Here is a 12799-nt window from a genome sequence, read left to right on the forward strand (position 1 = left end):
CCCGGTCATGCCATCTTCGACGCAAGACAACGCGTGGCTGCGTGCCATGCCCTGGGTATTCGTGCTGATCTGGAGCACGGGTTTCATCGTGGCGCGCTATGGCATGCCGCATGCGCCACCGATGAAATTTCTCGCCGTGCGATATGCCTTGTCCATCGCCTGCTTCCTGCCGTGGATCCTGATCGCCGGTGTGAAATGGCCCACCAGCCGGGCCCAGTGGTTCCATCTCGCGGTCACCGGTGTCCTCATGCACGCGGGCTATCTTGGCGGGGTGTGGGCCGCCGTGAAGGCCGGCATGGGCTCTGGCCTGTCCTCCCTCATCGTCGGCCTGCAGCCGGTGCTTACCGCGATCTGGCTGTCCGGCACCGGTTCGAAAGTGTCCGGACGGCAATGGCTGGGCCTTCTGATGGGGTTCGCCGGTCTGGTGCTCGTGGTTTCGCGCAAGTTCGGTGCGGGTGGTCCGGGTGACCAGGCGAACTGGCTCAACCTGTCGTTCGCGGTCATGGCGCTGATGGCCATCACCGTGGGCACGCTCTACCAGAAGCGTTTCGTGGCGGCGTGCGATGTGCGCACGGCGAACGCCGTCCAACTGCTGGCCGCCTTGCTCGTGACGCTGCCGCTCACGCTGCTCGAAGCCGAGCGGATGGACTGGAACGGGGAGCTCATCGGTGCCATGGCCTGGTCGGTGCTGGGCCTCACACTCGGTGGCAGTTCCTTGCTCTATCTGTTGATCCAGCGGGGTGCGGCTGCGTCGGTCACCAGCCTCATGTACCTGGTGCCGCCTTGCACGGCGCTGATCGCCTGGGTTCTTTTCGCGGAACCCATCACGGCGGTCACCCTGGCCGGCACCGCGCTCACCGCTTTCGGCGTGGCGCTGGTGGTGCGGACGGGGCGCTGACGCGCTTCCACGGTTCCTTGCGGAAACTCTCCGCCAGGAAATCCGTCAGCAGTCGGATGCGCCTGGGCGTCTGAGGCCGGTAGGGCGCGAGCCAGTGAATGTCGGCCTCTGGCATGGCATACGCCGGCAGCACGCGCACCAGTTCACCACTGGCGAGTTGCGGCGCAATGTCCCACAGGCTGCGCAACATCAGGCCGTGACCGGCCAGACACCAGTCGCGCACCAGTTCGCCCGAGTTGCTGGAGAGTGGCCCATTCACGGGCACATGGTTCACCTGCGTTTCACCTGCACGCTGCAGGCGCCAGTGGTCGAACCGCTGACCGGGGCCGCCGTCGTTCTCTCGCACCACGAGGCAGGCATGTAACGCGAGGTCGGCCAGGGTGCGAGGCGCGCCGTGCCGTTGAATGTAGTCGGGCGACGCCACCAGCACGCGCTGGTTCGCCGCCAGCCGGCGCGAGACCCATTCGGCGGCGCGCTCGCTGGGCGCGGTCCACAGCCAGATGGCACCGTCGAACCCTTCCACCGCCAGGTCGGGCAGGCGTTCGGTGAGCTGCAACTGCACCTGGATGCCTGGGTGTCTCGCCTGGAACGTGGCCAGCGCCGGGCCGACCCACAACCGGCCGAAGCCGAAGGTGGCTGCGAGGCGGATCGGGCCCGCCGGTTCGGCCTGCCGTTCCCTGAGTTCTGCCTCCACCTCGTCGAAAGCGCGCAGCAAGTGCACGGCACGTTCGCACAGGGTGTCTCCCTCGGCGGTCGGGCTCACGCGCCGCGTGGTTCGCTGGAACAGGCGCAGGCCGAGTCGCGCCTCCAGCGCCGCCAGGCGTTTGGTGATCGCGGAGGGGGCAACACGCAGCGTCCGGGCTGCCATCGCAAGGCTGCCATGCTGCCGCACAGCGAGCACCAGTTCCAGATCGGGGCGGTCCAATTGTTTCCTTTTTGGAACGAATCAATTGCCGAATTATTGCCGAAATGCGCGATATGCTGGCGCCCATGTTGAATGGATTCCCATCCCACACCGTGCAGCGCGACGGCGTCACGCTGCATACCCGCATCGGTGGCGAAGGTCCGCCGCTGCTGTTGCTGCATGGTCACCCGCAGACCATGGCCATGTGGCACCGCGTCGCCGCTGTGCTGGCTCAAAGGTTCACGCTGGTGATGATGGACCTGCGGGGCTATGGGGACTCCGCCCGTCCTGCCGCGGACACCGGGCATGTGGCGTACAGCAAACGCGAGATGGCGCTCGATGCGATGGCCGTCATGTCGCATCATGGCTTCGAGCGCTTCGGCGTGCTGGCGCACGACCGGGGTGCCAGGGTGGCACACCGTCTGGCCATGGACCACCCCAGAGCTGTGCGCCGCCTCATGCTGCTCGATATCGCGCCGACGCTGGCGATGTACGAACAGACCGGCGAGGCTTTCGCGCGCGCTTACTGGCACTGGTTCTTCCTGATCCAGCCGCCGCCGTTGCCCGAAGCACTGATCGCAGCCGACCCCGGCCGCTACGTGCGCAGTGTGATGGGCAGCCGCCACGCCGGCCTGGCGCCTTTCGATCCCGCCGCGCTCGCCGAGTACGAACGTTGTGCCAATCTGCCGCACACCGCAGTGGCGATCTGCGAGGACTACCGCGCCAGCGCCACTGTCGATCTTGAACACGACCGCGCTGACGTGACCGCAGGCCGTTCGTTGACCCAACCCGTGCGCGTACTCTGGGGCGAGCATGGCACGGTGGCGCGCTGCTTCGATGTGCTGACACTCTGGCACGAACGCGCAGCGGATGTGTCCGGCCACAGCCTGCCCTGCGGTCACTACATTGCCGAAGAAGCGCCCGAGCGCCTTGCGGCCGAAGCCCTTTCCTTCTTTTCCCCCCTTTTCGAGGAGCAACCATGAGCAAACACCGCATCGCCGTCATCGCCGGGGATGGCATTGGCACCGAAGTGATGCCCGAAGGCATCCGAGTGCTCGAAGCCGCCGCCACGAAGTTCGGCATCGATCTGCAATTCGACCATTTCGACTTCTCCAGCTGCGATTACTTCGAGCGCCACGGCAAGATGCTGCCCGACAACTGGAAAGAGCAGATCGGCGGACACGACGCGATCTACTTTGGTGCGGTCGGCTGGCCCGACAAGGTGCCGGATCACGTCTCGCTGTGGGGCTCGCTGCTGATGTTCCGCCGCGAGTTCGACCAGTACGTCAACATACGTCCCGCCAGACTCATGCCGGGCGTGATCGCACCGGTGGTGCGCCGGGATGGCAGTCCGCGCGCACCTGGCGAGATCGACATGGTCATCGTCCGCGAGAACACCGAAGGTGAATATTCCAGCATCGGCGGACGCATGTACTCCGGTACCGAGCGCGAGATCGTGGTGCAGGAAACCGTGATGTCCCGCATCGGCGTGGACCGTGTGCTGCGCCATGCCTTCGAAGTGGCGCGCTCGCGCCCCAAGAAGCACCTCACCAGTGCAACCAAGTCGAATGGCATCGCCATCACCATGCCGTATTGGGATGAGCGCGTGGCCGAGATGGCCAAGGAGTACCCGGATGTGAAGGTCGACAAGTTCCACATCGACATCCTCACCGCGCACTTCGTGCAGCGCCCGGATTTCTTCGACGTGGTCGTGGGCAGCAACCTGTTCGGCGACATCCTGAGCGATCTCGGGCCTGCCTGCACCGGCACCATCGGCATCGCGCCCAGCGCCAACCTCAACCCCACACGCCAGCATCCCTCGCTGTTCGAGCCGGTGCATGGCTCGGCGCCCGACATCGCTGGCAAGGGCATTGCCAACCCGATCGGCCAGATCTGGTGCGGCGCGATGATGCTGGACTTCCTGGGCCATCGTGGTGCACACGACGCGATCATGGGCGCCATCGAGGCTGTTCTGCAGCCAGGCAATGGTGCGCCGCGCACCGCGGATCTGGGGGGAACGGCCGGCACGAGCGATGTGGGACGCGCCATTGCGGGCGCTCTGGCGGCCTGATATCAGACGGGCTGCAGATGCGACAGTTTGTTGCGCGCGGCCCGTTGTGGATGAATGCGTCTAGAATCTCGCCTCTTGCGCCGACAGGCACCGGGCCGAAGATCTCATGTATTGACAGGGGTTGCGCCCAGTGGGTCTAATCACTCAGCGTTTGCCACTGTGCTGGCATCGTCCTGCGGTCTAGAGCGATCTGGGTTTTTCCACCAGCGGCATGTGCCGGTCCCGGAGGAAAACCCGTTCTTGCGGAACATTCATCTCACTTCAAGAGGGGCTATTTGTGAACAAAACCGAACTCGTCGAACACATTGCCAAGCACGCCGACATTTCCAAGGCTGCAGCAACGCGTGCACTGGACTCCACCATCACCGCCATCCGTACCACGCTGAAGAAGGGTGGTACTGTGTCGCTCGTCGGCTTCGGCTCCTTCGCGGTCACCAAACGCCCCGCCCGCAAGGGCCGCAACCCCCGCACCGGCGCTGAGATTAAAATCAAGGCCGCCAAGGTGCCGAAGTTCCGCCCGGGCAAGGCTCTCAAGGACGCGCTGAACTGATGCCGTCAATGGGTGCTTAGCTCAGTTGGCAGAGCGGCGCTTTTACACAGCGTAGGTCGGCGGTTCGACCCCGTCAGCACCCACCACCATCGAAAAGGCGAACCAGGGTTCGCCTTTTTTGTTGCTCGCGGCGGCAACGCCGTTCGGTCATTGATATAGCAGGATTCAAGGCATGTTCGATTCCATCCGCAATCACAAGAAGTACCTCATGGGCTTCCTGATGATCCTGATCATTCCATCGTTCGTGCTGTTCGGTATCGAGGGCTATACGCGTTTCAACGAAAGCAGCCAGACCGTGGCCACGGTCGATGGCAAGGACATCACCAAGGCCGAGTGGGACCAGGCACACCAGCAGGAGTCGCAACGTTTGCGCGAAGCCATGCCTTCGCTGGACGCGCGCCTGCTCGACAGCGAAGGCGCGCGTTATGCGACGCTCGAACGCCTCGTGCGCCAACGCCTGCTGGCCGCCGCGGCCTCCAAGCTCAACCTCTACACCAGCGACGCGCGCCTGGCGCGTGACCTGCAGCAGAACGAAGCGATTGCCGCCCTGCGCAAACCCGATGGCTCGCTGGACGTGGAAGCCTATCGGCAGCTCGTGGCCCGCCAGGGCATGACGCCCGAGATGTTCGAGGCGCGCGTGCGTTCGGACCTTTCTCAACGCCAGGTCTCCCAGGGCATCCTGGGTTCGGGCTTCGCGCCCACGGCGCTGGCCTCGCTGACGCTCAACGCGTTTTTTGAACGCCGTGAAGTGCGCATGGCACGGTTTGCCGCCAACGACTTCGCCGCGCAGGTCTCGCCCACGGACGCCGACATAGAGGCCTTCTATAACGCCCACCTGACGCAGTTCCAGGCGCCTGAGCAGGCCGAGATCGAATACCTGGTGCTTGACGCGGCCGCCCTGCAAGGCAACGTGACCATCAATGACGCCGACGTGCGGACCTATTACGACCAGAACGCCTCGCGCCTCTCGGGCACCGAAGAGCGCCGTGCCCGCCACATTCTGCTGACCGTGCCTGCGGGTGCATCGGCCGCCGACAAGGAAGCCGTTCGCACCCGAGCGCAAGCCTTGCTCGCTGAAGTGCGGGCCAATCCCTCCCGCTTCGCCGATGTGGCCAAGGCGCAATCGCAGGATCCCGGATCCGCCAGCCAGGGGGGCGACCTCGACTATTTCGGCCGCGGCGCCATGGTCAAACCCTTCGAGGACGCGGTGTTCTCGCTGGCCAAGGGTGCCATCTCGGATGTCGTCGAGACCGACTTCGGCTTCCACATCATCCAGCTCACCGACATCAAGGCGCCGCCCGTGCGCAGTTTTGAATCGATGCGTGCCGAGATCGAGGCCGAACTTCGCAAGCAGCTGGCCCAGAAGCAGTACGCCGAAGCGGCCGACACGTTCAGCAATCTCGTGTACGAACAGCCCGACTCGCTGCAGCCGGCGGCCGATCGTCTCAAATTGCAAGTGCGCAAGGCCACGGTGCAACGCCAACCGCAGCCCGGCGTGACGGGCGTGCTTGCGAACGAACGTCTTCTCGGCGCGGTCTTCGATGCCGAAACGATCGACAAGAAGCGCAATACCGAGGCGATCGACACCGGCTCTGGCCAGCTCGTATCGGCGCGGGTCGTCAAGCACTCACCGGCTCATACGCAGGTGCTGGCCGAGGTGCGCGATGAGGTTCGCACGCGGCTGGTGGCCCAGCGTGCGGCTGAGCTTGCCAGGGCAGAGGGTGAAAAACAGCTGCAGGCCGCGAAGTCGGGGACGGACCCCAAGGGCCTCTCGAACATGGTGGTGATTTCGCGTGAGAACCCTCAAGGCTTGACACAGCCGGTTCTGGCAGCCGTCATGAGTGCCGAGGCGAAGAGCTTGCCGGCGTGGGTTGGTGTGAACCAGGCGGACCTGGGCTACACGATCGTGAAGGTGGAGAAGCTGCTGCCGCGCGACGTGCGCGACGCGCAGGCCCTTGCTCAGGAAGTCCAGCAGTACAGCCAATGGTGGGCCTCAGCGGAGAACGAAGCCTATGTCGAGACGCTGAGGGAACGCTTCAAGGTTCGCATCCTGGTTCCCCAGCCCGCCGCCACGCCGGCACTCGCTCAGTGAAAGGGCCCCAGTTCGGGCTATAATTCGCAGCTTGCGGTGGCTGTAGCTCAGTTGGTAGAGTCCAGGATTGTGATTCCTGTTGTCGTGGGTTCGAGTCCCATCAGCCACCCCATCGAAATGCGTGAAGAATCAAGGCCCTACGGGGCCTTTTCTTTTTGCTGGGGATAGTTCGGGGATAGCGAAGCCTCAAGGCGCTGCATCTCCAGATCGTTTTGATCCCCATCCAGCCACTTCGAATAGGTGCGCAAAAACATCTCAACTGAGTGGCCCAGCTGCTTCGCACAGAAGGCCGGCGTCATGCCTGCCATCAGCATGGCCGTGGCGTAGCTGTGGCGCATGTTGTAGGGCCTGCGGTATCTCACCCCCAAGGATTTGAGGATCGGCGTCCAGAATGAGCGCCTGAAGGCTCGTTCGTCGTCCCATGCCGTTCCGTACCTCGGGTCTTGAAAAACGGCACCACCGGCCATTTGCGTGTGCTGGCGCTGCTTTTGAATCGCCGACAGCGCCATGCTGTTGAGATGGACGAGGCGGGCGACATTGGTCTTGGTGTTCTTTTTCTCCCCCCGCACCATCGCCTTTGTCACCAGCATCGTGCCGCTGGCAAGGTCGATGTTCGACCACTGGAGGCCGAAAATCTCCGATGTACGCATCCCAGTCCAAAACCAGAAAGCAACCATGTTGGCCGCTTGCCCCGGGTGCCGAGCTTCAAACGCCTGAACGATGTAGGAGACTTCCTCGCGGCTGAACGGGTCAGGGGGTTCCTTCTGGTGCTTGGCCCGGGGTATGTCAGTCACCGGGTTTTCCCTGATCAGCTTGTCCATCAAGGCGAGAGACATGGCCTCGCGGAGCACGCTCACATAGTTGTTGATCGTCTTGCCGGACAGGTCAGGGCGATTGGCTATGACCTTGAGGATGTCGCTGTGCTTGAGGGCCTTTACAGGTTTGTCGGGGAGGGCGGCACTCCAGAACTTGGCCGCGCTGGAATACCCGGCTTTTGTGGACGCCTCTATCCGTTGAGCGGCAATCCAGTTGGACAGCTGAGCTTCCACAGTAACGGCCTGCCCGGAGTCTCCAGAAGCCGGGAAGTATTCGGCCATCGAGAAGATGCCGAGATCGATCTTTTCCCGAATTTCGGCGGCAAGGCGCTCGGCATAGAGAATGTTTCTCGGGTTGGGCGGAAGAGGTTTGCCGCCTACATAGACGGTTCTGCGCTCTTGCTTTCCGTCGAGCGTGAACGTGATCCGGATTGATTTCTCCCGGACATCGATGCCCCCTCGACCCATGCTGCATACCCCTTGATGCTGATGTAGATGTGCCCGTCAGGGCCTTTCTTGAACTCCCGGCCCTCCACCCAATGGCCGTCTTCAATCTTACGGCGGATGGCTTTTTCAGTCAGTCCGGTGATGGTGGAGGCCAGCGGAATGACGACGTAGGGGGCGGGTGTGATTGTTGTAATTCCGTTCATTCAGTCCTCCCTACCTGGCTGCGGGAATCGCTTTTCCCAATCTCTCTTGTCCGGATACTTGCGGCGGCGTTTTGAGAGGTTCATGGGTTGCTCCTTGCTCTGATGGCGGCGGCACACATATCTGCCCAATCGTCATCAATGTAGGTGGCGCTGTTGCCCTGTTTGAACGACTCGCACACCTTTGCGCACTCCTCACGCTCATGTGCGGCCACTAGTTGGGCGAAGCGCTCAAGCGTGCTCACTGAGACGATTGAGCCGCCGAAAAGCTCACACTCCATGCTGGCATGGCCTTGGTCGGCTTCTTTCGCCATCCTGATCACTTCATCTCTGTTCACATCTTCTCTCCCAAACTGGCAGCAGCACGGACGATGGCTCTGCGGGTGGCGGCGTAGGGATCTGCGCCATACTCTTCTCGTTTGGCTGATCCATAGTCGTAGTACGCTGTTGCGTAGCCGAGCGAGGCGTGCCAGCAGACTTGAATCCCCAACTTCACAGCCAGCCGAAAGGCGTCGCCGTCGTCCCCGAGTGGGTTCCACCACTCCTGCTCAGAAGCTGGGTCAAAGCAGGATGCCATCGAACCTTCGCCTACCCACTCCAACTCGATCCCCGCCGCTTTCGCCGCCTTCTCAAGTAGCTCTCGGTCACTCATGCTGATTTCCTTCCAGGGAATGAATGGGGGCGGGCAATTCGTGTTCGTCGTCTTCCGGGGTGTGGTCCTCAATGTCGAAGATTTCGCCACAAGCCGCGCAGCGCTCCAAGTTCTCGGTAAATGGGTGGAAGTCGTCGCCATCGTCGTACTGATAGCAGACCTTGCATCCGCACTTTGGGCACGCCATCACGCGACCCCTTCTTGTCCAGGTACTGGAGGAAGAGGCCGAACGATGGTCGCGTACTGGATCGATAGCGATTTCAGCTTTTCGATCAACTCATCCATCATCTGTTGTTCATGCAAGTCTGCGCACTCGACAGTGGCAAGCGTCTTCGCGGCCTGATCCATGGCAGGAAACACCAATGCGCCCCAGTTCCTCAGGTCGGCAGTTGCCTGCTGGGGTTGGGTGGATAGGGCGGCACGGGCTTGCCAAGCCTCCCAGCGACCCTGAACGGGCCTGTCCACGTATCTATCGTTGCGCTTGTGTGCGTAGACCTGAGCATCGATCTCGTATTGCGCAGAGTCCCACGCCTCAAACGCCTCTCGTTCACTAGATGGATTCATGAGTGCTCCTTGACCGCTTGATCAGCAAAGCGCTGGGCGACCGTCACCAGACCTCGCTTGGTGTAGAACTTCGCGATTCGCGTGAAGTAGCCACGACCCGCAATGACCATGCGCAGTGTCGTCCACCGATAGCGCTTGCCGTCGAAGGTGTTGATGTAGTCGGTTGAAAAGCTGCGCACGTTGCCGTGTGGCGTCTCTACATAGCCATCAACCTCGGTATTCCCGGGCTTCGAAGTCCGGGTCAGGGCGTAGCCGCTCGGGCCCGACACTTTGTAGGTCTCGATCTCAGCCATTGCCGGTCTCCTTGATGATGATGTGGCACGAATGGTGCAAAGTGGTCGGTCGGGCGAAACCTGAACGAAGCACCACGTACTGCGTACCGCCCGGCGTGTCGCGTTTGTGGCCGATGAATTCGTATCGGTCGCCGGATCGCTTGAGCAAAAATTGCTGCCCGGGTTGTAGATCGCGGACGCGGGTCATGGGTGATCCTCCACGGTCTTGCGAAGCCAACGAGCGGCCCAATCCGCATCGGACGCATCCATGAAATGTCCGTCACCTTCGAGGTGGTCGGCGGCTTCAAGTAGTTTTCGGCGCTGGTCGTTGGTGAGGCGCTTGCGCACGGTGCTGCATGGCGTGGCGCACATCGACTGGCATGGTTCGCCGCCGACCGGACAGTAATCAGGCCTCATGTGCCGGTCTCCTTGGTGACGGAGCCTGGCTCCGGATTGCATCGCTCGGCCTGCTGGATATAGCGCAGCGCGGTCTGGTGGCGCGTCTCGCCCGGGTACTTGTTGCCCACGGCGTAGATCAATTCCTCGTAATCGCTGAGCGGCTTTCCCACTGCCGGAGGGGGTGGGGCGGAAATGGAAGACTGAATTCGTTCTCGCGCTTCAACGAACTCCGCCAACTGGCCCGGTGTCATCGTCGCGATGCGCTCTTTCAAGTACTCTCGAAGCGGCCTGCTATTCGCTACAGGGATCGCCTCCCCCTGCGCATCCAGAGCAGGGGCTTGGGGTGGAGTAGAGAACTCAAAGCCAGCCTTTTCGAGTTGTTCCGATAGGAGATGTACCTGCTTCAAGGCATCCACACGCTCCTGCCCTTGCTCAGTCAGCTCTTGGTCACTGGCGTTGATGTACCAGTGCGCAACCAGTGCAAACCATTCAAGTTGCGCCGCACGAGCATCGGCCTTCCCCTCCCCAAGCTCTGCGGCTTCAAGGGCTTGGGCGCATTGGCGGAGAAGGTCTGCTGTGTTCTTGGCGAGGTGGCCCCGATTGCGTGAGACGAACGTGTGAGAGCCGGCGAGCAGCACTTCGGCAATGCTGTCGTGCGATTCAGCGAGGCTTCGGGCCTGCGCTGCGATATGGGTGTTGGTGGTCATGGCTGGGGTTCCTCGCTGCTCAGGCCTAGGGCCTCTATCACTTCAGGCCCAACCGGGTAGTAGGTCACTTCGTCATGAACGAAAGTCACCGTCGACGCATACGAGGCTTTGCGAGTGCCGACCAGCGCGTGGTCGTCTCGACCGGCGCAGGTGAATACGTCCCCCCGGTAGCTGCGGTCCTGCTCCTTCACGATCTCTACCGTGTCGGAAAGAAAGCCACCCACAGTGCGATTCCAAGGCTTGAACTCCACGTAGAAGAAGTCGCCTTTTGCTGGGATGAATTTGCTCATTCCTCGCCTCCCTTCCCGCTGGAGCGGTCGGCAACAGCCAGCGCATAAGCCGTCATCGTGCTGCGCGCGTGATCAAATCCTTCCACGGCTTCGGCCATCTTCTTGCATGCGCTTTCGATGCGAACAGCGAAGTCGTAGCCTTGGCCTAGGTTCAATGAGTCGCCCACGGACAACTTGCCCATGTTCCCGTAGTACTTGTCCAGGCACTTCTCCAGTTCTTCGTGTGACACCTCGCACATGTACCGGCCTTCGCTGATTTTTGCGATGACTTTCATTCTGAGCCTCCCTTCCCACTGGCGCGGGCTGCGCGCACGTCTTCTCGACGAGCGTTGCCGGCATAGTTCACGCCGATGCGTCGGAACTCGGCACCGCTGACATTCAGAAGAAGCCAATCCAGAAGCTCGCCGTCCTGCGCCGCCTGCTCGGGCTGCGGCCCAAGGTAAAGCGGCTCAGATGTGAGGTAGGGAGTTCCGTTCGGAGCATCCTCATACCAGTGACCAATTTCGGGCTCGTTGGGATCGCTTATGCGATACGCCACCGGCTTCTGTTCCAGCGGCTGTGTGGCGAGGGCGGCGCGAGCGTCAGCAGCATGCTTCACGAAATCGGTTTGTCGTGTCGTGAACAACGCGTCTTTTCCTTTCGCCCACTGTCGATGAAGTGAAGCGCAGACTTCCCACGCAATAGCAGCTTCTTTCCACCCCTCCCGCTCCACCACCCCGCTGGCTGGAGAATGGGCGGCGACTTGCTCAAGCCAGATTGCATCCCCCGCGCTTTCGCAGTTGCGGCCGTCGGGGTATATCTTCACCGGCATGCCGGGCGGCTGCACGTAGACGAAATTCTCACGCGCAGACATATGAGTGACCGCGTGCGCTTTGCCGTGGTAGTGCAGCACGAACTGCGTGCCGGCATTGAAGGCTCTCCACAAAGCGGATGGTGTTGCGTAGGGCAGCGCCACCCACTTCGGCGCTTCGGCCTGCACGGGATTGCTGGCCTCGGCATAAATGCCGGTGCGTTTGTCGAAGTCGCCAAAGTGCTCCTTCTCCAGCGCGGCGTAGTCGGGCTTGCTGGCCTCGGGAGACCTGCAAAGCACCTCGTTGTAGATTGCATCGCAGATGTGGACGATCTCCTCTTTGCCGAGGCTGATGTCCTTCGAGTCCGGAGGGCAGAGCATGTCCACCAGCGGTAATCCGCCGTCCTCGTCTTCAAGGGTGTGGGTCAGACGGTGGTTCTCCAGAACCAGCTTGATCTCGTCGTAGAGTTCGGGCGCTTGCGCTACTGGTTGGGCGGCCAAGGCTGCACGGGCAGCTCGTCGGATCAGATCGTGCTCATTCTCGTGACCAGGTGCATGAAGCCATTGCTTGTAGACGGCATCAACCTGTTCGTCTGTCAGGATCGTGGTCATTGGTTCCTCGCTTTCAGCATGGCGTCGGCCATCGTGTAGGCGTCAAGAGCAAGGCCGACGCGCCACTCCGGGTCTGAGAACAGGCCAGACCCGTCGCGCGCGTCTTGCATAGCCTCGGCGTACACGGCTGGCAGCGCGCACCCAGCGAAGTGATCGCGCAGGGACATGCCTTGGTCTGGTTTGGGGGACATGGCGAATGCCTGTGGAAACGCCGGTCCACCGTCAGATTGGTTGCTCATGACTGGATTCCTTGGGCGCGGGCGATGGAGATCAACACCTCACGGAATTCGGGCGGTGTGGCACTCGCCTCTTTGCGCGACAGCGTTGGTTTGTTTCTGGATTTCCCGCGTTGGTCGTGATAGCCGACCTGGTGGGTGCCGCGCGGCCTTTCCCATCGCAGTTCAGGGGGGCCTTCAATCCCGAAGCAGTAGAGCCAAGTGGCTTTGTTTGCTTTGTGCCCGTAGGCAGATTGCCACACCTCGCACACCAAGCCGCCGGAGTGGCAGCGCTGCCATCCTTGGGCGCGAGGGCGAGTT

General features: G+C 62.0%; 18 protein-coding genes, 2 tRNA genes and 1 pseudogene. 7 read left to right on the forward strand and 14 right to left on the reverse strand.

Going from position 1 to position 12799, the window contains the following annotated elements:
- Positions 1-7: 7 nt before the first annotated feature.
- Positions 8-898, forward strand: coding sequence for a DMT family transporter (locus J2X09_RS09240; protein WP_204733173.1), 891 nt, complete (start codon positions 8-10; stop codon positions 896-898).
- Here the strand turns inward: J2X09_RS09240 and J2X09_RS09245 are convergent.
- Positions 855-1823: a LysR family transcriptional regulator gene (locus tag J2X09_RS09245; protein WP_204733172.1), complete on the reverse strand. Its 969-nt coding sequence runs from the start codon at positions 1821-1823 to the stop codon at positions 855-857. The genes J2X09_RS09240 and J2X09_RS09245 overlap by 44 nt on opposite strands.
- Before the next feature lie 65 nt (positions 1824-1888).
- On the opposite strand from J2X09_RS09245, the gene J2X09_RS09250 reads away from it, so the two are divergent.
- The 6 genes from J2X09_RS09250 to J2X09_RS09275 all read left to right on the forward strand — a co-directional run bounded on the left by J2X09_RS09250 (position 1889) and on the right by J2X09_RS09275 (position 6627).
- A complete protein-coding gene (locus J2X09_RS09250) occupies positions 1889-2785 on the forward strand; it encodes an alpha/beta fold hydrolase (RefSeq protein WP_204733171.1) in 897 nt (298 codons plus the stop codon).
- Positions 2782-3873, forward strand: coding sequence for a tartrate dehydrogenase (locus J2X09_RS09255; RefSeq protein ID WP_204733170.1), 1092 nt, complete (start codon positions 2782-2784; stop codon positions 3871-3873). Before J2X09_RS09250 ends, J2X09_RS09255 begins: the two co-directional genes overlap by 4 nt.
- Positions 3874-4150: 277 nt before the next feature.
- Positions 4151-4423 (forward strand): HU family DNA-binding protein, encoded by a 273-nt coding sequence (locus tag J2X09_RS09260; protein WP_066158910.1) that lies wholly within the window; start codon positions 4151-4153, stop codon positions 4421-4423.
- 10 nt (positions 4424-4433) lie between these two features.
- Positions 4434-4509, forward strand: a tRNA-Val gene (locus J2X09_RS09265).
- Between the two features lie 86 nt (positions 4510-4595).
- Complete coding sequence (locus tag J2X09_RS09270) at positions 4596-6515, forward strand: SurA N-terminal domain-containing protein (protein WP_204733169.1); 1920 nt, start codon at positions 4596-4598, stop codon at positions 6513-6515.
- Positions 6516-6551: 36 nt separating this feature from the next.
- Positions 6552-6627: transfer RNA gene (locus J2X09_RS09275), tRNA-His, on the forward strand.
- Between the two features lie 25 nt (positions 6628-6652).
- Here the strand turns inward: J2X09_RS09275 and J2X09_RS09280 are convergent.
- From J2X09_RS09280 to J2X09_RS09340, 13 genes and pseudogenes are all read right to left on the reverse strand, one after another.
- A complete protein-coding gene (locus J2X09_RS09280) occupies positions 6653-7798 on the reverse strand; it encodes a site-specific integrase (protein ID WP_204733168.1) in 1146 nt (381 codons plus the stop codon).
- Positions 7780-7980, reverse strand: a pseudogene (gene xisR / locus J2X09_RS09285) (excisionase family protein); the annotation flags it as partial. The pseudogene xisR and the gene J2X09_RS09280, both read right to left, overlap by 19 nt.
- A gap of 80 nt (positions 7981-8060) precedes the next feature.
- Entirely contained in the window at positions 8061-8315 is a 255-nt protein-coding gene (locus J2X09_RS09290; RefSeq protein WP_310308066.1) for a hypothetical protein, read from the reverse strand.
- On the reverse strand, positions 8312-8629 hold the full coding sequence (locus tag J2X09_RS09295) for a hypothetical protein (RefSeq protein ID WP_204733166.1): 318 nt from the start codon (positions 8627-8629) through the stop codon (positions 8312-8314). Before J2X09_RS09295 ends, J2X09_RS09290 begins: the two co-directional genes overlap by 4 nt.
- A 186-nt stretch (positions 8630-8815) precedes the next feature.
- Positions 8816-9193 (reverse strand): phiTE_015 family protein, encoded by a 378-nt coding sequence (locus J2X09_RS09300; protein WP_204733165.1) that lies wholly within the window; start codon positions 9191-9193, stop codon positions 8816-8818.
- Positions 9190-9486, reverse strand: a complete 297-nt coding sequence (locus tag J2X09_RS09305) for a hypothetical protein (RefSeq protein WP_204733164.1) — start codon at positions 9484-9486, stop codon at positions 9190-9192. Before J2X09_RS09305 ends, J2X09_RS09300 begins: the two co-directional genes overlap by 4 nt.
- Positions 9479-9673, reverse strand: a complete 195-nt coding sequence (locus J2X09_RS09310) for a hypothetical protein (RefSeq protein ID WP_204733163.1) — start codon at positions 9671-9673, stop codon at positions 9479-9481. Before J2X09_RS09310 ends, J2X09_RS09305 begins: the two co-directional genes overlap by 8 nt.
- Positions 9670-9882, reverse strand: a complete 213-nt coding sequence (locus J2X09_RS09315) for a hypothetical protein (RefSeq protein ID WP_204731311.1) — start codon at positions 9880-9882, stop codon at positions 9670-9672. The genes J2X09_RS09310 and J2X09_RS09315 overlap by 4 nt, the downstream gene beginning before the upstream one ends.
- On the reverse strand, positions 9879-10571 hold the full coding sequence (locus tag J2X09_RS09320) for a hypothetical protein (RefSeq protein ID WP_204733162.1): 693 nt from the start codon (positions 10569-10571) through the stop codon (positions 9879-9881). Before J2X09_RS09320 ends, J2X09_RS09315 begins: the two co-directional genes overlap by 4 nt.
- On the reverse strand, positions 10568-10861 hold the full coding sequence (locus J2X09_RS09325; protein WP_204733161.1) for a hypothetical protein: 294 nt from the start codon (positions 10859-10861) through the stop codon (positions 10568-10570). The genes J2X09_RS09320 and J2X09_RS09325 overlap by 4 nt, the downstream gene beginning before the upstream one ends.
- The gene (locus tag J2X09_RS09330) at positions 10858-11136 is read right to left on the reverse strand and encodes a hypothetical protein (RefSeq protein WP_204733160.1); all 279 of its coding nucleotides are present in this window, start codon (positions 11134-11136) and stop codon (positions 10858-10860) included. The genes J2X09_RS09325 and J2X09_RS09330 overlap by 4 nt, the downstream gene beginning before the upstream one ends.
- The gene (locus J2X09_RS09335; protein WP_204733159.1) at positions 11133-12263 is read right to left on the reverse strand and encodes a hypothetical protein; all 1131 of its coding nucleotides are present in this window, start codon (positions 12261-12263) and stop codon (positions 11133-11135) included. Before J2X09_RS09335 ends, J2X09_RS09330 begins: the two co-directional genes overlap by 4 nt.
- A complete protein-coding gene (locus tag J2X09_RS09340) occupies positions 12260-12502 on the reverse strand; it encodes a hypothetical protein (RefSeq protein WP_204733158.1) in 243 nt (80 codons plus the stop codon). The genes J2X09_RS09335 and J2X09_RS09340 overlap by 4 nt, the downstream gene beginning before the upstream one ends.
- Positions 12503-12799 lie beyond the last annotated feature (297 nt).

Source organism: Hydrogenophaga laconesensis (assembly GCF_031457235.1).
Taxonomy (GTDB): domain Bacteria; phylum Pseudomonadota; class Gammaproteobacteria; order Burkholderiales; family Burkholderiaceae_C; genus Hydrogenophaga; species Hydrogenophaga laconesensis.

Coding starts and splice junctions, on each gene's coding strand:
- J2X09_RS09240 (WP_204733173.1), top strand. CDS start 8: ATGCCATCTTCGACGCAAGACAACGCGTGGCTGCGTGCCATGCCCTGG.
- J2X09_RS09250 (WP_204733171.1), top strand. CDS start 1,889: ATGTTGAATGGATTCCCATCCCACACCGTGCAGCGCGACGGCGTCACG.
- J2X09_RS09255 (WP_204733170.1), top strand. CDS start 2,782: ATGAGCAAACACCGCATCGCCGTCATCGCCGGGGATGGCATTGGCACC.
- J2X09_RS09270 (WP_204733169.1), top strand. CDS start 4,596: ATGTTCGATTCCATCCGCAATCACAAGAAGTACCTCATGGGCTTCCTG.
- J2X09_RS09280 (WP_204733168.1), bottom strand. CDS start 7,798: ATGGGTCGAGGGGGCATCGATGTCCGGGAGAAATCAATCCGGATCACG.
- J2X09_RS09295 (WP_204733166.1), bottom strand. CDS start 8,629: ATGAGTGACCGAGAGCTACTTGAGAAGGCGGCGAAAGCGGCGGGGATC.
- J2X09_RS09300 (WP_204733165.1), bottom strand. CDS start 9,193: ATGAATCCATCTAGTGAACGAGAGGCGTTTGAGGCGTGGGACTCTGCG.
- J2X09_RS09305 (WP_204733164.1), bottom strand. CDS start 9,486: ATGGCTGAGATCGAGACCTACAAAGTGTCGGGCCCGAGCGGCTACGCC.
- J2X09_RS09310 (WP_204733163.1), bottom strand. CDS start 9,673: ATGACCCGCGTCCGCGATCTACAACCCGGGCAGCAATTTTTGCTCAAG.
- J2X09_RS09315 (WP_204731311.1), bottom strand. CDS start 9,882: ATGAGGCCTGATTACTGTCCGGTCGGCGGCGAACCATGCCAGTCGATG.
- J2X09_RS09320 (WP_204733162.1), bottom strand. CDS start 10,571: ATGACCACCAACACCCATATCGCAGCGCAGGCCCGAAGCCTCGCTGAA.
- J2X09_RS09325 (WP_204733161.1), bottom strand. CDS start 10,861: ATGAGCAAATTCATCCCAGCAAAAGGCGACTTCTTCTACGTGGAGTTC.
- J2X09_RS09330 (WP_204733160.1), bottom strand. CDS start 11,136: ATGAAAGTCATCGCAAAAATCAGCGAAGGCCGGTACATGTGCGAGGTG.
- J2X09_RS09335 (WP_204733159.1), bottom strand. CDS start 12,263: ATGACCACGATCCTGACAGACGAACAGGTTGATGCCGTCTACAAGCAA.
- J2X09_RS09340 (WP_204733158.1), bottom strand. CDS start 12,502: ATGAGCAACCAATCTGACGGTGGACCGGCGTTTCCACAGGCATTCGCC.